The 22,399-nt window shown below is 53.8% G+C and carries 20 protein-coding genes, 1 tRNA gene and 1 pseudogene; 18 read left to right on the forward strand and 4 right to left on the reverse strand.

Features of this window, described 5'->3' with window-relative positions; translation table 11 throughout:
• Positions 1-27: 27 nt before the first annotated feature.
• Positions 28-3,099 (reverse strand): glycoside hydrolase family 3 N-terminal domain-containing protein, encoded by a 3,072-nt coding sequence (locus HH216_RS09265; RefSeq protein ID WP_169550562.1) that lies wholly within the window; start codon positions 3,097-3,099, stop codon positions 28-30.
• Between the two features lie 238 nt (positions 3,100-3,337).
• On the opposite strand from HH216_RS09265, the gene HH216_RS09270 reads away from it, so the two are divergent.
• Positions 3,338-3,835: a rhodanese-like domain-containing protein gene (locus HH216_RS09270; protein ID WP_169550563.1), complete on the forward strand. Its 498-nt coding sequence runs from the start codon at positions 3,338-3,340 to the stop codon at positions 3,833-3,835.
• Between the two features lie 8 nt (positions 3,836-3,843).
• On the opposite strand, the gene HH216_RS09275 is transcribed toward HH216_RS09270, so the two are convergent.
• A complete protein-coding gene (locus HH216_RS09275; RefSeq protein WP_169550564.1) occupies positions 3,844-4,089 on the reverse strand; it encodes a hypothetical protein in 246 nt (81 codons plus the stop codon).
• A gap of 214 nt (positions 4,090-4,303) precedes the next feature.
• A complete protein-coding gene (locus tag HH216_RS09280) occupies positions 4,304-5,113 on the reverse strand; it encodes a T9SS type A sorting domain-containing protein (RefSeq protein WP_169550565.1) in 810 nt (269 codons plus the stop codon).
• 178 nt (positions 5,114-5,291) lie between these two features.
• On the opposite strand from HH216_RS09280, the pseudogene HH216_RS09285 reads away from it, so the two are divergent.
• The 5 genes and pseudogenes from HH216_RS09285 (at position 5,292) to HH216_RS09305 (ending at position 10,504) form a co-directional block, all read left to right on the forward strand.
• Positions 5,292-7,165, forward strand: a pseudogene (locus tag HH216_RS09285) (sensor histidine kinase).
• 73 nt (positions 7,166-7,238) lie between these two features.
• On the forward strand, positions 7,239-7,922 hold the full coding sequence (locus HH216_RS09290; RefSeq protein WP_169550566.1) for a response regulator transcription factor: 684 nt from the start codon (positions 7,239-7,241) through the stop codon (positions 7,920-7,922).
• Between the two features lie 89 nt (positions 7,923-8,011).
• Positions 8,012-8,983 carry a porphobilinogen synthase gene (gene hemB / locus HH216_RS09295; RefSeq protein WP_169550567.1) on the forward strand — a complete coding sequence of 324 codons (972 nt, stop codon included), beginning with the start codon at positions 8,012-8,014 and terminating at the stop codon, positions 8,981-8,983.
• The gene (locus tag HH216_RS09300; protein ID WP_169550568.1) at positions 8,980-10,332 is read left to right on the forward strand and encodes a dihydroorotase; all 1,353 of its coding nucleotides are present in this window, start codon (positions 8,980-8,982) and stop codon (positions 10,330-10,332) included. Before hemB ends, HH216_RS09300 begins: the two co-directional genes overlap by 4 nt.
• An 85-nt stretch (positions 10,333-10,417) precedes the next feature.
• Positions 10,418-10,504, forward strand: a tRNA-Leu gene (locus HH216_RS09305).
• Positions 10,505-10,549: 45 nt separating this feature from the next.
• Here HH216_RS09305 and HH216_RS09310 read toward each other — a convergent pair.
• A complete protein-coding gene (locus tag HH216_RS09310; protein ID WP_169550569.1) occupies positions 10,550-11,026 on the reverse strand; it encodes a hypothetical protein in 477 nt (158 codons plus the stop codon).
• A gap of 405 nt (positions 11,027-11,431) precedes the next feature.
• Between HH216_RS09310 and HH216_RS09315 the strand changes: the two genes are divergently transcribed.
• From HH216_RS09315 to HH216_RS09370, 12 genes are all read left to right on the forward strand, one after another.
• Positions 11,432-12,919: a UDP-N-acetylmuramoyl-L-alanyl-D-glutamate--2,6-diaminopimelate ligase gene (locus HH216_RS09315; protein WP_169550570.1), complete on the forward strand. Its 1,488-nt coding sequence runs from the start codon at positions 11,432-11,434 to the stop codon at positions 12,917-12,919.
• Positions 12,920-13,010: 91 nt separating this feature from the next.
• Positions 13,011-14,219 carry a phospho-N-acetylmuramoyl-pentapeptide-transferase gene (mraY, locus tag HH216_RS09320; RefSeq protein ID WP_169550571.1) on the forward strand — a complete coding sequence of 403 codons (1,209 nt, stop codon included), beginning with the start codon at positions 13,011-13,013 and terminating at the stop codon, positions 14,217-14,219.
• A gap of 127 nt (positions 14,220-14,346) precedes the next feature.
• Complete coding sequence (rplM, locus tag HH216_RS09325; protein ID WP_169550572.1) at positions 14,347-14,790, forward strand: 50S ribosomal protein L13; 444 nt, start codon at positions 14,347-14,349, stop codon at positions 14,788-14,790.
• A gap of 5 nt (positions 14,791-14,795) precedes the next feature.
• Positions 14,796-15,182 (forward strand): 30S ribosomal protein S9, encoded by a 387-nt coding sequence (gene rpsI, locus HH216_RS09330; RefSeq protein WP_169550573.1) that lies wholly within the window; start codon positions 14,796-14,798, stop codon positions 15,180-15,182.
• Positions 15,183-15,339: 157 nt separating this feature from the next.
• Positions 15,340-16,173, forward strand: coding sequence for a 30S ribosomal protein S2 (gene rpsB / locus HH216_RS09335; RefSeq protein WP_169550574.1), 834 nt, complete (start codon positions 15,340-15,342; stop codon positions 16,171-16,173).
• 202 nt (positions 16,174-16,375) lie between these two features.
• A complete protein-coding gene (gene tsf / locus HH216_RS09340) occupies positions 16,376-17,209 on the forward strand; it encodes a translation elongation factor Ts (protein WP_169550575.1) in 834 nt (277 codons plus the stop codon).
• A 356-nt stretch (positions 17,210-17,565) separates the two neighbouring features.
• Complete coding sequence (locus HH216_RS09345) at positions 17,566-18,168, forward strand: RNA polymerase sigma factor (protein ID WP_169550576.1); 603 nt, start codon at positions 17,566-17,568, stop codon at positions 18,166-18,168.
• A gap of 5 nt (positions 18,169-18,173) precedes the next feature.
• Positions 18,174-18,389 carry a hypothetical protein gene (locus HH216_RS09350; protein ID WP_169550577.1) on the forward strand — a complete coding sequence of 72 codons (216 nt, stop codon included), beginning with the start codon at positions 18,174-18,176 and terminating at the stop codon, positions 18,387-18,389.
• Between the two features lie 9 nt (positions 18,390-18,398).
• A complete protein-coding gene (locus HH216_RS09355) occupies positions 18,399-19,226 on the forward strand; it encodes a mechanosensitive ion channel family protein (protein ID WP_169550578.1) in 828 nt (275 codons plus the stop codon).
• Positions 19,227-19,440: 214 nt separating this feature from the next.
• Complete coding sequence (gene mscL / locus HH216_RS09360) at positions 19,441-19,773, forward strand: large-conductance mechanosensitive channel protein MscL (protein ID WP_169550579.1); 333 nt, start codon at positions 19,441-19,443, stop codon at positions 19,771-19,773.
• 92 nt (positions 19,774-19,865) lie between these two features.
• Entirely contained in the window at positions 19,866-21,224 is a 1,359-nt protein-coding gene (gene murD / locus HH216_RS09365; protein WP_408641769.1) for a UDP-N-acetylmuramoyl-L-alanine--D-glutamate ligase, read from the forward strand.
• 25 nt (positions 21,225-21,249) lie between these two features.
• On the forward strand, positions 21,250-22,386 hold the full coding sequence (locus HH216_RS09370; protein WP_169550580.1) for an FtsW/RodA/SpoVE family cell cycle protein: 1,137 nt from the start codon (positions 21,250-21,252) through the stop codon (positions 22,384-22,386).
• Positions 22,387-22,399 lie beyond the last annotated feature (13 nt).

The raw sequence follows: 22,399 nt of genomic DNA on the forward strand, positions 1-22,399 counted from the left end.
TGGCATTTTTAAGCGATGCTGATCCGATTATTCCTGAATAATGGAGCTGTAGATGGTTTCGTGGATGCGTCGGCGGAGTTTCGTCGTGTTGATCGAATTGTTGCCGGCGGTCGGGTAAATCCGGTTCGACAGGAACACGAAGACCAGCTCTTCATCGGGATCTACCCAGACCATGTTGCCCGTAAAGCCGGTGTGACCAAACGACCGGGCCGATGCCTGTTCGCCCAGATAAACGCTGCTTGTACTTTCCGGGTTGGGTTTGTCCCAACCGAGGGCGCGGTGGCTGCGGTTGCTCAGCGTCTGCGTGAAGTACGGCACAGTCATCGGCTGGAACACCCGCACGTCGCCGTACTGCCCTTTCTGCAAATTCATCTGGAGCAGCGTAGCAATGTCGTGGGCGTTACCGAACAAGCCGGCATGACCCGAGATACCGCCCTGCACGGCCGCCATCTGATCGTGTACGGTCCCGACCAGTAGCTGATTTCGATAGTAGGTATCCTGTTCGGTCGGCGCGCAATGCGGGTTTTTCAGCCGTTGCAGGGGAGTGAAGCCAAGCTGATGCAGCCCCAGCCGCTTGTACACGTTGTCTGTTACGAACCGGTCGAGGGGTTGGTGACTGACCCGTTCCACGATTTTCTGCAACGTCAGGAAGTTCAGGTCGCTGTAGACGTAAGCGGGTCGGCCGGTTTCGTCCAGCTTGCGCGACATTGGCGATTGCACCACCCATTTCCAGACCGAGTCTTTCAGGGCGGGCGTAGCCCAGAGCGTCGGCGCTACCTGAAGGGTGTGCAGGCTGTCGTGCGTGGTACCGTAGTACTCCGTTTTCAGGCCCCCGCCCGGTGTCCGGGTGCGATCCCAGGTGGTGGGGTAGTAAGACGCCATGCCCGACTGATGCCAGAGCAGGTCCAGTAGTGTGATGTTCTGTTTGTTGGTATTTCGCAGTTCGGGCAGATAAAACGACGCTTTCTGATTCAGATCGATCTGCTTGCGGTCATACAGCACCATCACGCTTTGCAGCGTGGCCAGCACCTTTGTCAGCGACGCCAGATCGTACAGTGTTTCGTCGGTTACTTTTTCGGCATTGGGAGCGTAGGTCAGCCGACCGAAGTTCTTGCTGTACACGATCTTACCTTTGCGGGCAACCAGAATTTCGCAGCCCGGCACGACCCGATCACGCACGGCGTTCTGCGCCAGTTGGTCAATCTTCGCCAGTGTCGCCGATTTCATACCGACGCTCTCCGGTGCGCCCGTCGACAGGCGGCCTTCGGGATTGAGCCGTTCGCCCGACCCCATCGTCAGCGTCCCCGTCGACACAGGTAGCATCCCGTGCGAGCCCAAGCCCCCAAACAGCATCTGCGGCACTACGCGCTCCATTTCGTCGAAATCCTGATAGGCGCACACCAGCGCATCGGCCGCACCCAACTGCGAGAGGCTGTAGGGCGATCCGAAGGCCGTAACGATTACGCGTTTGCCACGCTGTTTGAGCCGGTTGATCAAATCGAGCGATCCTTTCGTAACGCCAAATTTGCGGTAGGCCGATTCGCTCATGTGGTGCAGGCTAACGACGACGGTGTTTGCCGAATCGACACTTGCCAGAATCTGATTGACGGCCACGTCGCTGAGGTTGCGGTCGGCGTAGGCCAGCGCTTCAACCGGTGCGTACTGATTGAGTGTCCGCTGGAATGTGTTGCCCGCTTCGGCCCCGATAGCCACTGATGCCAGCCGCAGCGAATCGATATGATTCAGCGGCAGCAGGTTGTTTCGGTTATTGACGACCGTTACCGACTCTTCGCACAGTTCCTGCTTCAGCAGCTGTGCTTCGGGCGAATTGAGGTCGTCGGCCAGATTAGCCAGGTCAATCGGTTTGTACTTGTTCAGACCCGCCCAGTACTTAGCGCGGAGGATCTTTTTGACTTTCTCATCGATAAACGCCTGCGAAATGTGCCCCTGCTGCACCGCGCTCAGAATGTTGAGTGTTGCATCGCGCACGTTTTCCGGATAGAGCAGAATATCATTGCCCGCCATCAGTGCCCGCAGATTCACATCGAGCGCCTTGCCCGACTGATGAATACCGCCCATGTTCAGCGCGTCGGTGAAGACCAGCCCCCGGAAACCCAGTTCGTTTTTGAGCAGTTCGGTCACGATTTTCTCCGACAGCGTGGCCGCCAGCGCGGGGGTATTATCGATGTGCGGCACGTGCAGATGCCCCGTTACGATACCCATCAAACTATCAGCAATCAGCTTGCGGAAAGGGTACAGATCGACTTCCCGCATCAGGTCCGACGACCGGCTGATGGTAGGCAGCGAATTGTGCGAATCGACGTTGGTGTCGCCGTGACCGGGGAAGTGCTTGGCGGTGGCGATAACGTGCGTCTGTTGCAGCCCACGCATGTAGGCCGACGCTTTCAGGGCCACGTTCTCTTTCGATTCACCAAACGACCGAACGCCGATAACCGGGTTGGCGGGGTTGCTGTTGATGTCGGAAACGGGGGCGAAGTTGATGTGAATACCCAGCCGCTGACACTGTCGACCGATCTCGGCACCCATCCGGTAAATCAGTTGGTTGTCGCGAATGGCACCCAGCGCCATCTGCTTCGGAAAGTCCATCGCGCTGTCGAGCCGCATTCCCAGCCCCCATTCGCCATCGATACCGATCAGCAGTGGTACCTTCGATTCGGCCTGGTAGCGATTCGTCAGGATCGCCTGCCGGTGTGGGCCGCCCTGGAAGAAAATCAGCCCCCCGATATTGTTGTTCTGAATCAGGTGGTCGATGTACTGGTAGTGGTTTTCGCTCCGGTTGGAAAACGTCGCTACCATGAAAAACTGACCGATCTTCTGCTCCGGTGTCAGCGTCCGAAATACACTGTCGACCCAGTGGTTGCCACTATCGGGCAGATTAAACACCTCGACGGGCTGGGCTGGTGCATAGAATTTCTTGACCACCGGCTTCAGGCCCGTAGCAGACCGGGTTTCGGTCTTACGAATCGGCAAAAAACGGGGCCACGAGAGCGAACCCGGTGTGGTCAGGCCAAAAGCAGTCAATAAACTGACGGACAGCAGACCGAGAAGCAGAATCGGTCGGGTCGTGTTGTTCCGCATGGTACTCAATAGGGCAAACAGTACGAAAAAATAAGCGCAGGGTACGGTAGGAAATGGCTAAACCATAAAAGTAGCCAATGCCCGTTTTAAAGCATAGGTGGCCTCAGAATTGTTAAATTATTTAACGATATAATAACGCGTTTTCGCCATTATCGTGCGACGTGGTATTCAAATGCGAACATTTTATTCGTAGCTGTTGTGTACAACAAACAGACCAGTCCACGAACTGAATCACGATATGAGTAAGAGTGCTATGATTCTGAGCCTGTTGATAACCGGCATTGGGATAGCGCAGGCGCAGCAGCCTGGCCGGGCCTATCGGACGATGCTCAACACGATGTACAAAAAAACCGTACCAACGGTTGATGTAGCCCAACTGAAAACCATGCCCAACGTCGTTCTGCTCGATACGCGGTCGAAGGCGGAATACGATGTAAGTCATCTGCCCAACGCGCGATGGGTGGGGTACGACGAATTCGACCTGAAGCGAGTGGCCGATATACCGAAAGGGGCAACTGTGGTGACGTACTGCTCAGTGGGCGTTCGGAGCGAACGGGTAGGGGAGAAACTGCTGGCAGCGGGCTATCAACACGTACACAATTTGTACGGAAGCCTGTTTGAGTGGGTCAATGAAGGAAACCCGGTTGTAGATAATCAGGGTAAACCCACGCAGCGGGTTCACGGGTATTCGCGGTTGTGGGGTATCTGGCTGAAAAAAGGCGACGTCGTTTACTGACAGTCGACCTAGTTGATGCTGGTTGGCAGCAACTTACTCACGGCTTTAGCCACGAAAACAACCAGACTGGCCGAGCTATTCTCAGCAACCGTCTTGATCACGGCCGCCTGCATGGTGCTTGTCTTCACTGGCTTTGCAGCCAGTTTGGCATGTATCCGCTTGTGGGCAGCAAATACGTTGTGTGGGTGGCCCATGCTCAGTGCCTGCCCGGCGAGGCCCGCTACTAGTACACTACTCATCAAAAGCCGTTTCATAATCAGGTGTTTTTAAGGATAGAACAAAGGTATAGGTTTTAGATGATACCTTGCAATACAAAGTACTGAAATTTTTAAAATTTTTCTACAGGTGTAAGGAAGGGGAAGCCTACGGTTTACAGTTCACGGTATTCGGTTTACGGTGGCTGACGCACGTTTGTGTGCACTAACCACCACGCGACTAGGTCGTAAACCGAATACCGTATACTGAAAACTAATTTACTACCACCCGTTTGACGGCACCGTCTTCGTTCTGCGTAACCGTCACGAAGTATGTACCCTCGGCTTTGCGGCTCAGGCTAATCTGACCGACGTATTCACCCGAGAAATCCTTGATCTCGCGCCGGGCCACTTCCTTGCCTTTGGGGTTGGTTACAACGATCAGCACGTCGCCTTTGGCCGGGGCCGTGAAGCGGATGTTGAGTTGCTCTTTATCCGGGTTGTTGGGAAACACATCCAGACCGCGCACTGATGATGGTTTGCTTTCCATATTCCGCGCCCAGGCTTCAAAAGGCCGCGCCAGTTGCCGGTCCCAGTCGGCTGGGAATTGCAGTTGCAGCCGGTTGATCTGATTATTGAGCGAGTCGGCCCCGCGCCGGAGTTCGTACTGCCAGCCCGGCCCGCTGTTGGGTGTCGAGCGTTTGCCCCGCCACACATATACATCGTTTTTGCGTCGCTGCGCGCCCGCCGTGCTACGCTCGCGGGTAACGCTCCGGCTCCCCTTGCCGTCTTCCACGATGATCGTCAGTTGCTGGTCGCCACCGGTTTTCTGGCGGGCGGCTTTCAGCGAATCGACCAGTTTGGTTACCATCCGGTCGCGTTCAGGGTCTTTCATGCCGTCGGTGCGGTAGGTGCGCTCCGTCTCGCGGACTTCGTTGCCATCGCGCTCGATAATCTGCACATGAATTTCGTCAGGTGAGGCAGATGGGGTTTTGGCTTTCTGTGCATAAGCGCTGCCACCGACAGTGGCCAGCGTTACCAGCATCAGGCTGAGCCAGCGAGTGGGGAAATGGTGTTTTTTCATTGGTACTGCGTGTTTAGTAAGCGAAAGATTCTGGTCTGAACCAACTGAATGCCGGGCTGTTAAAGTTTGTTAACGCGCCCGTGTTCGGTTGCGGCAGTTCGTACTTTTACCTGAACCACCCCGTTTGGTTAGCCTATAGATGCTGTAAAAAAGGGAAGGTTGCATTCGGCGTAAAAAAATGTCAAGACAACGCATACGCTGGATCGTCGCACTGATGGCTATCGGACTGCTGGGCCTGATTGGGTTGCAGTCGTACTGGATCAGTAGTGCGCTCGAACTCCAGAAAAAACAGTTCGATTACAAGATTACCGATGCCCTACAGGAAGTGGTGCGGACGCTCGAGCGGCAGGAAATTCTGTATCTGACCCGGCAGCGAATCCAGACCCGCGAGAAGCAGGAGCGGCTGATGGCTATTTCACGCAAAAACGAACTGACCAAAACAACCGAAACCGCGTCGGCTGATGCCACGCGGCAGATGGTACCTACGGCTGCGACGGCGCAGAAGCAACTCGCCGATCGGCAAACGCGGCGGCTGACGGGCAGGCGCAACCACAGCGTGCCTAACGCCGGGGGGATGGTCGTCCAGTCTGACGTGTTGCACCCAATGGTTCAGCCGCTGACGCCCGAACAGGCAGCCGTAGTCGAAGCGTTTTTCCGGCAACAGGACGAATTGATGGCCGTGGGCGACTGGCAAACCCAGTTGGTGCAGCAACAACAGTTCAGTCAGTGGCTCGATGGGCAGATGGTCGCCGAGATAGACCATATCAACGAGCAGGTGGCCGAAAAAAAGCGGCACAGCGATTCGGTCTACAATCATCGGCGTGTACTGGCAAAGCGCGAAAAACAGCGCGAAGCTGCGAAATCTATGCCCGACTCAGCGCATCTCGTCAGCCGCCCGGCGAGTATGAGCAGCAGCCAGGCTAACGAGCAGACCCGCTGGATCAAAGACGTGCTGAATGGGCTGATGCTGTCGGACCGGCCCATCGAAGACCGGGTGAACCGGTTGGTGCTCGATACGCTGCTGCGACAGACTTTGCAGGACCGGGGCATCAACATTCCGTTTGCGTTTGGCGTACGGACCAAAGCACAGCCCACGTTTCTGTTTACATCGGCCGGGATGGATACGCAGCACTTCAACGAGAGCGGCTATCGGGCGGTGTTGTTTCCGAACAACATGATCGAAACCGGCAACTATCTGTACGTGTATTTCCCGACGCAGCGCGAGTTTATCCTGAACCAGCTCGGCTTCACACTGGGCGCGTCGGTGCTGCTGATTGCCGTTATTCTGGCTTGTTTCTACATCGCGATAAACACCATCGTGCAGCAGAAAAAACTGGCCGACATCAAGAATGACTTCATCAACAACATGACCCACGAGTTCAAAACGCCCATTTCGACCATCTCACTGGCGGCCGAAATGGCGCAGGAGCAGGTGGGGCGAAGCACCAGCGATACGCCGGGTATGAACGAACGCGTCGGGCGGTACATGAACATCATCCGCGACGAAACCCGGCGGCTGGGGTCGCACGTCGAGAAAGTGCTGCAAATGGCGCTGCTGGATCGGGGGAGATCAGGCTCAAACTGTCGCCGGTCAACGTACACGACGTGATTGAGAAGGTGCTTAACAACATCGGCATTCAGATTGAGCAGCGCGGGGGCGAGGTCGACCTGTCGTTCGACGCCGATCAGGAAGTGATCGAAGCCGACGAACTCCACGTGACCAACATCCTGTACAACCTGCTCGACAACGCCCTGAAATATTCGCCCGACACGCCCAAGATCGGTATCAAAACGGCCAGCCTGCCCGAGGGCGTCAGTATCACCGTCAGCGACCACGGCTTGGGCATGACCAAAGAGCAGGTCAGCCGGATTTTCGAGAAATTCTACCGCGTCCCGACGGGCAACCGCCACGACGTGAAAGGCTTCGGCCTGGGCCTGAGCTACGTCAAAAAGATGGTCGACGAGCACCACGGCCAGATTCTGGTCGAGAGCCAACCCAATAAAGGCAGCACCTTCGAAGTAATCTTACCATATAAAGTGTTGAATGATTGAGTGATAGAATGATTGAATAGGCTGACGCGAACAATTCAATCATTCTATCATTCACCAATTCACTCATTGACCCATGCCTACCATTCTCCTTGTTGAAGACGACCCCAACCTGGGCCAGCTGGTGCAGGAATTTCTGACGCTGAAAGGCTTCGATACCGACCGCGTGACCGACGGGAATCAGGGCTTGCAGCAGTTCATGGCTGGTCAGTACGACCTCTGTATTTTCGACGTGATGATGCCCAAGAAAGACGGCTTTACACTGGCGAAGGAAGTCCGTATGGCCGGTCGCGATGTGCCGATTATTTTCCTGACCGCCAAGTCGATGCAGGAGGATACCATTCAGGGATTTCGCGCCGGGGCCGACGACTACATCACCAAGCCGTTCAGCATGGAAGAACTGCTGCTGCGGATTCAGGCCATTCTCCGGCGTTACCAGCGTTCGGGCGACACCCCCGGCGACCCGTCGACTTATCAGATCGGCAGCTTCTCGTTCGACTACCCGCACCAGTTGCTGACCCACAACGGCACCCCGCAGAAACTAACCAGTAAGGAATCGGAGTTACTAAAACTACTGGCGCAGAACCTCAATCAGCCCGTCAGCCGTAGCTTTGCGCTGAAAATGGTCTGGGGCGACGATTCGTATTTCAACGCCCGGAGCATGGACGTGTACATCACCAAACTCCGTAAATACCTCAAAGAGGACGCCACCGTTCAACTGGTCAACGTCCACGGCGAAGGTTTCAAACTTATTGTCTAGCGATTGAGTGATAGAATGATTGAGTGATTGAATGTACTGAGGTGCGCCAACCAATTCAATCATTCTATCACTCGATAATTCAGTTAATTATGAACATCATCCGTCGTCCGCGCCGGAGCCGTCAGTCGGCGGTGTTGCGCGATATGGTACAGGAAACGCGGCTGTCTGTCACCGATTTCATTTTGCCGCTCTTCGTCACCGAAGGGCAGAACGTCCGCACCGAAGTCTCGTCGATGCCCGGTATCTACCGGCACTCGCTCGATTTAATTCTCGATGAAGTGCAGGAATGCATGGATCTGGGCGTCAAAACGTTCGATCTGTTTCCCAACATCGCCGAGGAAAAGAAAGACAAGTACGCGACTGAAAGCCACAACCCCGACGGACTGTACCTACGCACGATCCGGGCTATCAAAGACCGCTTCCCCGATTGCGTCGTGATGACCGACGTGGCGATGGACCCCTACAGTTCAGACGGGCACGACGGCGTGGTGGAAAACGGCAAAATCCTGAACGACCCGACGCTCGAAGTACTGGGTAAAATGGCGCTCGCGCAGGCCGAGGCCGGTGCCGATATGGTTGGCCCGTCGGACATGATGGACGGACGCGTCGGGTACATCCGGGCGGTGCTCGACAACGCCGGGTACGATCAGGTCGCGATAATGTCGTACTGTGCCAAATACGCCAGTGCATTCTACGGTCCCTTCCGCGACGCGCTTGCTTCGGCTCCCAAGTTTGGCGACAAGAAAACGTACCAGATGAACCCCGCCAACAGCCGCGAAGCCCTCGTGGAAGCGCAGCTCGACATCGAAGAGGGTGCCGACTTTCTGATGGTGAAGCCCGCTTTGGCGTATCTGGACATTATCAAACTCCTGCACGACAGCTTCGATCTGCCCATCGCGGCCTACAACGTCAGCGGTGAGTACGCCATGATTAAGGCTGCCGCTCAAAACGGCTGGCTCGACGGTGAGCGTGCCATGCTGGAGTCGCTATTGGCTATCAAACGCGCTGGTGCCAGCGTTATCCTGACTTATTTCGCCAAAGAAGCTGCCCGATTGCTATGAGTAAAACACTAATCCGTAACGCCCGACTCGTCAACGAAGGAACAATCACCGAAACCGACGTACTGACCAACGGCGGGTTTATCGCCCGGATCGGGTCGGGCCTGCCCGACGCAGGCGTTGAGCAGGTCATCGACGCGAAAGGGAAATACCTGCTCCCCGGCGTTATCGACGATCAGGTACATTTCCGCGAACCCGGCCTGACCCACAAAGCGAACATCCATACCGAGTCGCGGGCGGCTGTCGCGGGGGGCGTCACGACGTTTATGGAGATGCCCAACACGGTACCTAACGCGCTGACGCAGGAATTGCTGGCGGATAAATACGCCATTGCCGCCCAGACGTCGCTGGCGAACTACTCCTTTTTCATGGGTGCGTCGAACGACAACCTCGATCAAGTGCTACGTACTGATCCTAAAACGGTATGCGGCATCAAGGTATTTATGGGGTCGTCGACGGGGAATATGCTGGTCGACAACGAGCGCGTGCTGGAAGGGCTGTTCCGCGAAAGCCCGATGCTGATTGCCACGCACTGCGAAGACGAAGCCACCGTCCGCGCCAATACCGAGCGCTACAAACAGGAATACGGCGATACGGGCGGGCCACGAATGGCAACGGCCGCGCTGCACCCGATTATCCGCAACGAAGAAGCCTGCCTGAAATCGTCGTCGCTGGCGGTGAATCTGGCCCGGCAGCACAACGCCCGGCTACACGTGCTGCACATCTCCACCGCCGACGAACTGTCGCTGTTCGACAACACTATGCCGTTGTGGGAGAAACGCATCACCGCCGAGGTCTGCGTGCACCACCTCTGGTTCGACAGCCGCGATTACGACACGCTCGGCAATCAGATCAAGTGCAACCCGGCTATAAAAGCCCCGCACCACAAAGAAGCGCTGCTGGCCGCCCTCCTCGACGACCGGCTCGACATTATCGCCACCGACCACGCCCCGCACACCTGGGACGAGAAACAACAGTCGTACTGGTCGGCTCCGTCAGGGTTGCCGCTGGTGCAGCACCCATTGCTGCTCATGCTCGATTTCGTAGCGCAGGGTAAGCTGGATATCGAAACTGTCGTCCGTAAAATGTGCCATGCCCCCGCCGACTGTTTTCAGATCGATGGTCGGGGCTACGTCCGTGAAGGCTACTGGGCCGACCTCGTGCTGGTCGATCCGGCTGCACCCACGACGGTTACACCCGAAAACGTACTGTACAAATGCGGTTGGTCGCCACTGATGGGTCACACCTTCGGGTCGAGCGTAACGCACACCTTCGTGTCGGGGAATCTGGTTTGGGCTAATGATCAGTTTGTTACGGATCAGACCGGGCAGCGACTATCGTTTGATCGCTAAAAAATCAAAATTTTTGCGCTGACTGCTTGCAAAAGCCATTTTGATCGGCGTACATTTGCAATCCCAACACAGGGGAAACAGTGCTGCCGAAGTGGTGAAATTGGTAGACACGCACGTTTCAGGGGCGTGTGTCTTTACGGACATGCGAGTTCGAGTCTCGCCTTCGGCACCAAACAAAGCCGTGATTGCAACCGCAGTCACGGCTTTTGCTTTTCTATCAGGGCCGGATACGAATGCCGTAAAATCCTCTGGTTTCCGTTGAGCCGGGTTTTACTTGGGGTATGAACAGAAAGGTTGGCTTGTCGGCAGGGGTGGATGCGTTTTCCTCTGCTAGTGGTTCAGCCGGCCACGTAGGAACGGAGTTAATTGTCCGTCTGCGGCCTTTGCTGATAACCGGTTGTGTGCGCTGTGTAGAATCGGCCACCGGCTGCGTGGGGGGTAGCGGTGTAGCTGGCGATGGTGCTGCCCGTTCGTAAATGACGATATATCCGCCGGTTGGCACCGGCTGGGCATGTAGTGATGATCCGATGCTGCACAACACCACCCCAAATAGGCCCATCGGTAGGGCGAACCGGCTAATACCACTCAGGCAGAACGCTATCATCAGCCATGCTGCCACGATAAGTGCCGAACTTAAGGCAAATACCAGCAGCAGCAGCGCGGCTGGCAGAAGTGCGTTCAGTAAGCGGTTCATGGATACGTGTGGTAGAGGAAGTATCGATTGATTCATTGATCAATTCGTTACGGTGAAAAAAATGTGCAGCCCGGCAGCTTGCCCTGGTATGACTAAGTCGACACAAGTTGATTTCCCAACAACAAGGGTTTAGCTAACGGTCAGCATCGGCCGACACTGAATTCAGACGGTCACCAATTTGCTTGTTTCAGGAAAGTCGTCTGACTGTCTGATAGTTAAGTTGGAAAATTGCCTAAATTATTGCAATTCACTTTAGAATACGGTAGCCGACGACTACGGTCTAGATTTGCCATAGGTGTCAAAATCAATCCGTCGGTGGATCGTTCTACAGCTGATTGAATTAGGTAGTCAGCGGCTCAGGTCGTTTTTTTGCGATAGAAGCGGCTTCGAGTGGCCGCACGCCCTATGCTGTTAAAAGACCTTCTCTACAAAATTCCGCTGCTGGCTACGGCCGGGAGTATGGATACCGACATTACCAGTCTGACAATGGATTCGCGCAAGGTTGGACCGGGTAGCCTGTTTATCGCCGTGCGCGGTACCGTCGCCGATGGGCACACCTTCATCGACACCGCCGTCGCGCAGGGGGCTGCGGCTATCGTCTGCGAAGAGCTACCGGCTGGGGCTAATGCCGCTGCGGTACCTTTTGTACAGGTGCAGGATTCTGCACGGACGATGGGTTTGCTCGCGGCCAATTTTTATAGTCAGCCCTCGAAGCGGGTTAAACTGGTTGGTGTGACGGGCACCAATGGCAAGACGTCGGTGGCGACGCTGCTGTTTCGCCTGTTCCGCAACCTGGGCTACCGCTGTGGATTGCTCTCGACGGTGCAGAATCAGATCGACGATCAGGTAATTCCGGCCACGCACACCACGCCCGATGTTATTACGACCAATCAACTGCTTACACAGATGCTGGAGCACGGTTGTACGCACGTGTTCATGGAAGTTAGTTCGCACGCGGTGGTGCAGGAGCGCATCGCCGGGCTGACGTTCGCGGGGGGTATTTTCACCAACATTACCCACGATCACCTAGACTTTCACGGTACGTTCGATAATTACATCCGCGCCAAAAAAGGGTTCTTCGATCAACTCCCCGCGTCGGCCTTCGCGCTGACCAACGTCGACGACAAGCGGGGGCTGGTGATGCTCCAAAACACGGCCGCCCGTAAAGAAACCTACTCGCTGCAAACGCTCGCTACGTTCAAAGGCAAGGTATTGGCCGACAGTCTGTTTGGGCTGAACATGCTGGTCGATGACCGGGAGGTATGGTTTAAGCTGATTGGCCGGTTCAATGCGTACAATCTGCTGAGCGTGTACGGCGCGGCTGTGCTGCTGGGCGAAGACCCCGCCGATGTGCTGACCCTGTTGTCGGGTGTGACGCCCCCGCCGGGCCGGTTCGAGCAGGTGGTGTCCGACGATCGCATCGTCGGTATTGTCGATTATGCCCACACGCCCGACGCCCTGCAAAACGTGCTCGAAACGATTCAGGACATTCGCCATGCCGACGAGCAGGACCGGCTGCCGCAGATTATTACCGTCGTTGGCTGCGGTGGCAATCGCGACGCGGCCAAACGCCCAATCATGGCTGAAATCGCCTGCCGTTTCAGCGACCGGGTCATCCTGACGTCCGACAATCCGCGATTTGAAGACCCCGCAGCTATTTTGGAGCAGATGCAGGCCGGCGTGCCGCCCGTCGACGCGAAGAAAACAGTGACTATCGAAGACCGGCGCGACGCGATCAACCGGGCGGTATCACTGGCCAAACCACACGACATCATACTAGTGGCTGGCAAGGGCCACGAAACGTATCAGGACCTTCAGGGCGTAAAAAGCGACTTTGACGACCGTGCCGTCCTCCGCGATGCCTTTTTAAAGAGCGAAAGAGCGAAAGAGTGAAAGAGCGAATATTTTTGCAAAACCGCCGTCTTTACTCTAACGCTCTTTCACTCCGGTCCGGCGTTCCGGTTCACTCTTTCGCTCTTTATCAATGTTATATTATCTATTTCAATTTCTCGACGAACGGTACGATGTTCCCGGCGCGGGCGTCTTTCAATACATCTCGTTTCGGGCGTTGGGGGCCGTGGTTACGTCGTTGCTGATTGCCGCCATTTTCGGTCGTAAAATCATCGATACGCTGCGCAATCTGCAAATCGGTGAGTCAATTCGTGATCTGGGTCTTGAAGGACAGATGCAGAAGCGCGGCACGCCCACGATGGGCGGATTTATCATCCTGGCGTCGCTGCTGATTCCGGCGCTGCTGTTTGCCAAGCTCTCTAACGTCTACATCGTACTGGCGCTGGTGTCGACTGTCTGGACCGGCCTGATTGGCTTTTTGGATGATTACATCAAGGTATTCAAGAAGAATAAGGAGGGGCTGGAAGGCCGTTTTAAAGTCGTTGGGCAAATTGGTCTGGGCCTGATCGTGGGTCTGACACTCTATTTCAACGAATATGTCAAAATTCGCAAATACGCCCCCCGACTACTTAGTACGTCCAACGTGCCTGACGTATATGTCGACATCAAATCGACGCTGACAACGGTGCCTTTTCTGAAGAATAACGAGTTCGATTACAGCTCGTTGTTGTTCGGCCTGTTGCCCGATAGCTACACCTGGATCGTCTACGTTATCATCTGCATTTTTATCATCACGGCTGTATCAAACGGTGCCAACATCACCGACGGTATCGACGGACTAGCCGCTGGTACGTCGACAATTATTGCGCTGACGGTGGGTGTACTGGCGTATCTGTCGGGAAACAAGGTGTTCTCGCAGTACCTCAACATCATGTACATTCCGAACTCGGGCGAGCTGGTAATTTTCTGTGCCGCTTTTGTGGGAGCCTGCGTCGGTTTTCTCTGGTATAACTCGTACCCCGCGCAGGTATTCATGGGCGATACCGGTAGCCTGATGCTGGGTGGTGTTATTGCCGTACTGTTTTTGGCCATCCGGAAAGAACTGCTGATTCCAATTGTCTGTGGTATTTTTTTGGTGGAGAACATCTCCGTAATCATGCAGGTCAGCTATTTTAAGTACACCAAAAAGAAATACGGCGAAGGACGGCGTATCCTGCTGATGTCGCCCCTGCACCACCATTTTCAGAAGAAAGGCTACCACGAGGCCAAGATCGTCACCCGTTTCTGGATCGTCGGCATCATCCTGGCTGTACTGGCTCTGGCCACGCTCAAGCTGCGGTAGTTGTTATATTGTCTGCATCACATTGTTTTTCAGCATACTATCGCCTATATTTGCACTCCCGTTTCCGAGCGGGAGTGTTTTTTTTGTGCATAATTCGGTAGAAATCAATTAATTAGTCTCCATAACAGTGAATACGCTCAGTTACAAAACAATCTCTGCCAACAAAGAAACGGTGCAGAAGGAGTGGGTTGTGGTTGACGCACAGGGCGAGGTACTTGGCCGGTTGGCCAGTCAGGTAGCTAGTCTGATTCGCGGCAAACACAAAACCAACTTCACACCCCACGTCGATTGCGGGGACAACGTGATCGTCATCAACGCCGACAAGATTCGTCTGACCGGTGCCAAGATGACCGACAAAGTTTACACGCGCCACACGGGTTACCCCGGCGGTCAGCGGTTTACGTCGCCCCGGCTGCTGCTGGAAAAGCATCCAGAGCGGATTATCGAACATGCCGTGAAGGGTATGCTGCCCAAGAATCGGCTTGGTCGTCGGCTGTACACCAACCTGTACGTTTACGCCGGTGAACAACACCCCCACGAGGCTCAGCAACCTACAGCCGTTAAATTCTAAGACGAATGGATCGCATTAACACTATCGGTCGTCGTAAAACGGCCATCAGCCGCATCTATATGTCGGCTGGAACCGGAGCCATCACGGTGAACGGAAAAGACTACAAACAGTATTTCCCCACGGAAGTGCTGCAAATCATCCTGAATCAGCCCTTCTCGACCATCAACGGCGTTGACGGTTACGACGTGAAGGTAAACGTTCGTGGTGGTGGCGTATCGGGTCAGGCTGAAGCGACCCGCATGGCTATCGCTCGTGCGCTGGTTGAGATGAACTCGGAGTTCCGCCCGGCCCTCAAGAAAGAAGGCTTCCTGACGCGGGATTCGCGCATGGTAGAACGTAAGAAGTACGGTCGTCGGAAAGCCCGTCGGCGGTTCCAGTTCTCGAAGCGTTAATTTTTTGGGTTTAACGTTTCAGGTTCAATGTTTAAGGTTGAGAATAACGTTAAACATGAGACTTCAAACTTTAAACCAATTACGTCCAGACTGCCCTTAGATGATGCCGACGGGCGGTGCTGCGTACTTTTTACCCCATTTTTTTGTTAAACAGACAATGGCACAAATCGAATATAAAGAACTCCTCGACGCTGGTGTGCATTTCGGCCACCTGACGCGTAAGTGGGACCCCCGGATGGCTCCGTATATCTTCATGGAGAAGAACGGCATCCACATTATTGACCTCAACAAAACGCAGGCTGCCCTCGAAGAAGCGTCGAATGCACTGAAAGGCATTGTACGTTCGGGCCGCAAAGTGTTGTTCGTGGCTACCAAGAAGCAGGCACAGGAGATTGTTTCGGAAGAAGCACGTCGCCTGAAAATGCCGTACGTTACTGACCGCTGGCAGGGCGGGATGCTGACGAACTTCGCTACGATCCGCAAGTCGCTGAAGAAAATGCAGACGCTGGAGAAAATGCTGAAAGACGAGGAGACCGTCAAGAGCATTGCCAAGCGCGAGCGTTTGACCAAGAGCCGCGATAAAGAAAAGCTGGAGCGCGTACTGGGCGGTATTGCCGACCTGACCCGCCTGCCGGCTGCTCTGTTTGTTGTTGACGTAAAGCGTGAGCACATCGCCGTAGCGGAAGCACACCGTTTGGGTATCCCCGTCTTTGCTATGTGTGATACGAACTCGAACCCTGAAGAGGTTGATTTCGCGATCCCCGCTAACGACGACGCGTACAAGTCGATTTCGCTGATTACGCTGGCGATCGGTAAGGCCATTGAAGAAGGGCTGACCGAGCGGAAGCAGGACAAAGACGATCAGCGTGTGCAGGAAGAAGAGGAAGCAAAGCGTCAGAGCGATATGGCGCAGGCCAAATCGGAAGGTGAAGACCAACCTGTAGCTGTTTCATCACCTGCTGCTGTCGCTGAAGACGAGCAGCAAGCATAATAAACGTTGTAAAGTTATAGAGTTGAATGGTTGCAAAGTTGGCTTCGCCGATAGTGTGATGTGTCAGCTAATTCTTTAACTCTAAAACTTTACAACTCCCGAACTAGCCCGTAGCAACCGCTATGGGCTATTCCATTTAAGTGAATAACTTGTTGATTACCAAATATTTTTTGGCAATTTAAATTTAAAACAACCTATTCTCATGGCAATTACCGCTGCTGACGTAAACAAACTTCGGCAAGAGACCGGAGCCGGTATGATGGACTGTAAAAAAGCCCTCACCGAAGCCGACGGCGATTTTGACAAAGCAAAAGAAGTTCTGCGTAAGCAGGGCCAGAAAATAGCCGACAAGCGGGCCGACAACGCTACCGCCGAAGGTATCGTGCTGGCGCATGTCAGCGAAGACGGGAAGAGCGGTAAAGTAATCGCGCTGGCCTGCGAAACCGAACCAGTTTCGAAAGTAGCTGACTTCCAGAATCTGGCTATGGCCGTTATGAGCACGGCTGTCGCTACGGGTGCTACCGACAAGGCAGCGCTGCTGGCTACGTCGCAGGCTGATGGCCGCAGCCTTCAGGACCACATCACGGACCTGATGGGTAAAATCGGTGAGAAAATCGACGTTGCGTCGTTTGAAACCGTATCGGCTGATAAAGTAGTGTCGTACATTCACTCTAATGGCAAACTGGGCGTACTGGTAGGTCTGGTAAATGTAAACGGTACCGACGTAACCGAAGTAGGAAAAGACGTAGCGATGCAGATTGCTGCTATGAAGCCGGTTGCTCTGGACAAAGACGGCGTCGACGCTACCATCGTTGAGCGCGAAATCGAGATTGGTAAAGAGCAGGCTCGTCAGGAAGGCAAGCCTGAAGCGATGCTCGAAAAAATCGCGCTCGGTAAACTGAACAAGTTTTACAAAGAAAACACGCTGCTGAATCAGGAATTCGTGAAAGACGGTTCGCTGACGATCGCGCAGCTGCTGGACAAGACGAGTAAGGGTTTGACTGTATCGGAGTTCAAGCGTATTGCAATCGGCTAGTCCGTTCAGAACAAATCAGTAAAAGTGGGCTTCCCGTCGTAAAAGACAGGAAGCCCACTTTTTTTAAATCTAAATCTATCTGCTCAACGTATAGTCGTTTACAAGCTTACATAGAGAACCGCCACACAAGATTTTATATACATCCAACTTCCATCAGCGATCGAGAGGTCGCGTCTTTGATTAGAGTTAATTATATTGACTCTACAGATTACCGAAAGCCTGATTTATAGTCAGGCTTTCGGCATTTATAAATAACTGGATAATGCTTTTGCACATAGATAAAAAGTATACGAAGCCGAATTGAAAAACTGTTACTTTAGGCGTTTTCCGTGTCTTAACCACCGTTACTAAACCTAATGAAGGAGTTTTCGGACGAAGAGTTGGTGCATAGGTTCGTAGAAACGCAACAAAACCAGTATTTCGAGCGGCTGTACGAACGCTACTGCGACAAAGTATATCGTAAGTGCCTGTCTTTCACTAAAGATCCGGTAAAAGCAGAGGATCTGACGCACGATATATTCCTGAAACTTATCGTGAAGCTGGGCGGCTTCAAAGAGCAGTCCAAGTTTTCAACCTGGCTGTATTCAATTACGTACAACTACTGCACCGATCACGTTCGCTCACCGACGCGCCGGAATGAAGTATACATGGATGAAGGCTGGGAACGGGTTGAAGCCGTCGACGACGACATGGCCGAGATCGCCGAGATGGAAGCGCAACGGCTGAAATACGCGCTGGAACAGATGCCCCCCGACGAGCGGACGTTGCTGCTGATGAAATATCAGGACGACGTGAGCATCCGGGAAATTGCCGATGTAAACGGATTAACGGAGAGCGCCGTAAAAATGCGGCTCAAACGGTCGCGGGATCGGCTGCGTAAATATTATCTGGAGAGTGCTGTATTATTGTTACTATTGGCTATCAAAACAATTATGGCAATACGCTGGCCTTTTCGCTAGACGCTATGGAAACGAATACAAATCCGTTCAAGGACCTGGAACCCGACGTTCATTGTCCACCTGAACTGAAACGCGAAATCTTCGCCGAACTGGATATGGTTCGGAATGCCTTGCAGGTAGTTGAAGTATATGCTTACGATATATTCACGGTGCTCACCGTTTTTCTGGACGGACTGATGCCGGTTGATAACGATAATGACAACACAAAACCCCGTAGCTGAGCAACTTAGATGAATTCCATACCAAATCTCCAGGAGATACTGACCAACATTGTGCTTGGTCTGGTCAACCAACTGGTCAATTTTATACCCCGCCTGATTAGTGCCATCGTCATACTGGTACTGGGCGTTTTCATCGCCCGCCTGATTCGGAAAGTAGTGCAGACTGTACTGCAAAAGGTTGGTATCGATCGGATTGGCGAGCGGTTGAATGACATCGACCTGGTCAAGAACCTGAATACGGAAATCAAACTGAGCACCGTCATTGCGCAGGTACTTTATTTCTTCATCGTACTGATTTTTGCGACAGCTGCTGCCGAGATGCTGGGTGTTGCTGCACTAACGGATCTGGTGCTGGGTATCACCAATCTAATCCCCCGACTCATCGTTGCAGGAGTCATGATTATCGTCGGCCTGTTTATCTCTGATTCTCTGAAAAAACTGGTCATTAGCATTTGTCAGTCGTTCAACATCAGCGCGGGACGAATGCTGGGTACGCTGGTTTTTTTCTTTTTCTTCATTATCACGCTCATCAATGCGTTGGGGCAGGCTGGGTTGAACACGCAACTGCTCGAATCCAGTTTTAACCTGATTATCGGCGGTATCATATTCGCCTTTGCCTTTGGCTACGGTATCGCATCACGCGATGTAATGGCGAATATTCTGTCGTCATTTTACTCGAAGAATAAATACCGCATCGGTCAGACAATTCAGGTCGACGACGTGAAAGGCGAAATCATAAAAATCGACAGTACATCACTGACGCTACAGACATACGATACCGTGACGGTACTGCCGCTACAAATTCTGCAAACACGTCAGGTCATCGTATTCGACTAAAGGGAAACCACCGTTTTTTTCTCGACTATCGGTCAGCAGATCAGGCCATTGATCAGTGGTTGAGCGAGGTGCATATTTATACTTGTTTTGTGCTGATTGTACAGAAAATCGGAAAAGTTAGTTGGTAAATGACCCGAAAAGTCTTGATTATGTGGTGACTTGCCCAATATGGGTTCGTCATAGGGGCAAGTTTCACATCTAACTAGAAAATTGTATGCTAAACGAATTCAAGGCATTTATTGCGCAGGGTAACGTTCTCGATCTGGCCGTAGGGATCATCATTGGCGCTGCATTTGGTAAGATCACCACCTCACTGGTCGAAGATATTATCAACCCGGTCTTGGGTCTGATTATCGGTGGTATCGATTTCAGTCAGTTAAAGATTGTTCTGAAAGAAGCCATCGGTACAACACCCGAAGTGGCAATTCGGTATGGTAACTTTATCAACGTACTGATTCAGTTCCTGATTATCGCCTTCGTCATTTTCCTGATCGTGAAAGCTGCCAATCGCGCACGTATGTCGAGTTCAATGGCTCCGAAAGAATAGCCGTACCGAAAAGTAAGACAAAAGCCCCTCGAAGCACCGGGGGGCTTTTATTTTATGCGTTATTTTGTTGCGAAGACTGTAGGTGAATACATATGAAGAAAGTAGTTGTGTTGGGTGGGGGTGAAAGTGGCGTCGGAGCAGCCTTGTTGGCACAGGCTAAAGGATTCGATGTTTTTCTGTCGGATAAGGGCAAACTGACCGACGCATACCGCACGACACTGCAACAGGCTACTATCGAATTTGAGGAGGAAAAGCACACCGAAAGCCGAATTCTCGATGCCGACGAAGTGATCAAGAGCCCCGGCATACCGGGCAGTGTTCCGCTGATAAAGGCGCTGCGGGCACAGGGAACACCCGTCATCTCCGAAATTGAATTTGCCGCCCGCTACACCGACGCGCGCCTGATCGGAATTACCGGTAGTAACGGTAAGACCACCACATCACTGCTGGCGTATCACCTGCTTAAAACGGCTGGGTTCAACGTCGGGCTGGCTGGCAACATCGGCGACAGCTTCGCCGAACAAGTACTGAATCAGTCATTCGATTATTACGTACTGGAGCTAAGCAGCTTTCAGCTCGACGATCTGTACGATACGCACCTCGACGTGCGGGTGCTGCTCAACATCACGCCTGATCACCTCGACCGCTACAACTACGATTTTCAGCAGTATGTCGACTCGAAGTTTCGCATCCTGCAAAATGCCCGGCCCGACGATACGTTTATTTACTTCGACGGCAGTCAACCCGTTACCGATCAGCTGGCCCGGCAAACGTACCCGCTTCGGCAACTGCCCGTCCGGCTTGATGGCGACCTGTCGGGCGAGGGCGGCTATGCGCTGAATGGACAGTCAACGGCCCGTACTGGTGCGCATGTGTTCACGATCGCGCAGGCCGATACCCCATTGCGTGGACCGCACAATGCTATTAACATGCTGGCGGCTGTGCTGGTGGCGCAGGCCGTCGGGGCCGATAACAACGCCATTGCCGAGGGGCTGCGCACGTTTCAGAATGCCGCCCACCGGCTCGAACCCGTCGGAACGGTCAACGGGGTGCAGTTTATCAATGACTCCAAAGCGACCAACGTCGATTCCGTGTTCTACGCGCTGTCGAGCATGGATACGCCGACGGTCTGGATTGCGGGCGGGCAGGATAAAGGCAATGACTACAGTCAGCTCGATGAACTGGTTGGTCAGCACGTGAAGGCGCTGATCTGCCTGGGCGTCGACAATCAGAAATTGGTAGCGCACTTCGGCGGGCGGGTACCGGTAATCTACGAAACGCAACAGATTACCGACGCCGTTGCCAAAGGGCTATCGCTGGCCGAGCCGGGTGAAACGGTCCTTCTGTCGCCCGCCTGTGCCAGCTTCGATTTGTTTCGCAACTACCTCGACCGGGGCGATCAGTTCCGTACGGCTGTTGCCCGGTTAGCCGATACCGTCGTTACTCCCTAACTCACTCGCTTTTCCTCTACAGCCCATGTTCTCGTTCGCTACCCTGTTCCGCACTTATCTCAAAGGCGACCGGCAAATCTGGTGGATCGTCTTTTACCTGTCGGTGATGAGCGTACTCGTCGTTTACAGCGCAACAAGTACGCGGGCATTTCGCGAGGCCAACGGCGATACGGAGTCGTTTCTGTTTCAGCATGGCATGTTGCTGATTCTGGGGTTAGGCTGCATGTTCTGGGCGCACAAAGCCAACTATCTGGTTTATGCCCAGCTGTCGCGCTACGGCCTGTGGTTGTCGGTTGTGCTGTTGCTATGGGCGTTTTTCAAAGGAACCAGTGTCAACGACGCGTCGCGCTGGGTAACGATTCCGTTTCTGAACCGTACGGTGCAACCTTCCGACTTGGCCAAACTGGCGCTCATCTCTAATCTGGCGGCCATGCTGGCGAAGCGGCAGAAATACGTCGATGACCCCAGCGTATTGGTCAACATGATTCTCTGGATCGGGGCTATCTGTTTTCTGGTTATCCTGACCAGTACGTCGACGGCGCTGATGCTCGGCGCTACCTGTTTCCTGCTTATGTACATTGGGCGGGTGCCAGTAAAATACCTCGTCATCATGGTATGCGTCTGTGTGTTCTTTGGCGGTGTCGGGCTGTTTTTCGGGCAGCGGTTCGGTACAGCCAGCAATCGGATCAAGAATTTTACCAGCTCGGAAACGGTTGGTTTTCAGGTTAAGCAATCGTATATCGCCCTGGCCAACGGTGGGCTGACGGGGCAGGGGCCGGGCAATAGTCACCAGCGCAACATCCTGCCGTTTCCCTTCTCCGACTTTATTTTCGCCATCATCATCGAAGAGTACGGGCTGCTGTTCGGCGGTATTCCGGTCGTGCTGGCTTATCTATGGTTTCTCTGGCGAGGTATAAAAACCATCGACCAGACAACCCGGCCGTTTGGCGGGCTGCTTGCAGCCGGGTTAACCTTCAGCCTTGTTATCCAGGCGTTTGCCAGTATGTGCGTCGCGATCGGGCTGGCACCCGTAACGGGGCAGCCCCTGCCGCTGCTTAGTATGGGCGGCACATCGCTGGTCTTCACCGGACTTGCTTTCGGTATTGTGCTGAGTGTCAGTCGGGAGCAGGTCGATGAACGGGCAATCGTAGAAAAGAAATAAGGCTGCCAACGCG

Origin of the sequence: Spirosoma rhododendri (assembly GCF_012849055.1) — a bacterium.
GTDB classification, from domain to species: Bacteria; Bacteroidota; Bacteroidia; order Cytophagales; family Spirosomataceae; genus Spirosoma; species Spirosoma rhododendri.

Excerpts from the sequence above, each read along its gene's own strand:
- HH216_RS09275 (WP_169550564.1), bottom strand. The coding sequence starts at position 4,089 with ATGAAACGGCTTTTGATGAGTAGTGTACTAGTAGCGGGCCTCGCCGGG.
- HH216_RS09315 (WP_169550570.1), top strand. The coding sequence starts at position 11,432 with ATGCTGTTAAAAGACCTTCTCTACAAAATTCCGCTGCTGGCTACGGCC.
- mscL (WP_169550579.1), top strand. The coding sequence starts at position 19,441 with ATGCTAAACGAATTCAAGGCATTTATTGCGCAGGGTAACGTTCTCGAT.
- mraY (WP_169550571.1), top strand. The coding sequence starts at position 13,011 with ATGTTATATTATCTATTTCAATTTCTCGACGAACGGTACGATGTTCCC.
- HH216_RS09355 (WP_169550578.1), top strand. The coding sequence starts at position 18,399 with ATGAATTCCATACCAAATCTCCAGGAGATACTGACCAACATTGTGCTT.
- rpsB (WP_169550574.1), top strand. The coding sequence starts at position 15,340 with ATGGCACAAATCGAATATAAAGAACTCCTCGACGCTGGTGTGCATTTC.
- HH216_RS09310 (WP_169550569.1), bottom strand. The coding sequence starts at position 11,026 with ATGAACCGCTTACTGAACGCACTTCTGCCAGCCGCGCTGCTGCTGCTG.
- HH216_RS09345 (WP_169550576.1), top strand. The coding sequence starts at position 17,566 with ATGAAGGAGTTTTCGGACGAAGAGTTGGTGCATAGGTTCGTAGAAACG.
- HH216_RS09300 (WP_169550568.1), top strand. The coding sequence starts at position 8,980 with ATGAGTAAAACACTAATCCGTAACGCCCGACTCGTCAACGAAGGAACA.
- hemB (WP_169550567.1), top strand. The coding sequence starts at position 8,012 with ATGAACATCATCCGTCGTCCGCGCCGGAGCCGTCAGTCGGCGGTGTTG.
- HH216_RS09280 (WP_169550565.1), bottom strand. The coding sequence starts at position 5,113 with ATGAAAAAACACCATTTCCCCACTCGCTGGCTCAGCCTGATGCTGGTA.
- HH216_RS09265 (WP_169550562.1), bottom strand. The coding sequence starts at position 3,099 with ATGCGGAACAACACGACCCGACCGATTCTGCTTCTCGGTCTGCTGTCC.
- rpsI (WP_169550573.1), top strand. The coding sequence starts at position 14,796 with ATGGATCGCATTAACACTATCGGTCGTCGTAAAACGGCCATCAGCCGC.
- tsf (WP_169550575.1), top strand. The coding sequence starts at position 16,376 with ATGGCAATTACCGCTGCTGACGTAAACAAACTTCGGCAAGAGACCGGA.
- murD (WP_408641769.1), top strand. The coding sequence starts at position 19,866 with ATGAAGAAAGTAGTTGTGTTGGGTGGGGGTGAAAGTGGCGTCGGAGCA.
- HH216_RS09370 (WP_169550580.1), top strand. The coding sequence starts at position 21,250 with ATGTTCTCGTTCGCTACCCTGTTCCGCACTTATCTCAAAGGCGACCGG.
- HH216_RS09270 (WP_169550563.1), top strand. The coding sequence starts at position 3,338 with ATGAGTAAGAGTGCTATGATTCTGAGCCTGTTGATAACCGGCATTGGG.
- HH216_RS09350 (WP_169550577.1), top strand. The coding sequence starts at position 18,174 with ATGGAAACGAATACAAATCCGTTCAAGGACCTGGAACCCGACGTTCAT.
- HH216_RS09290 (WP_169550566.1), top strand. The coding sequence starts at position 7,239 with ATGCCTACCATTCTCCTTGTTGAAGACGACCCCAACCTGGGCCAGCTG.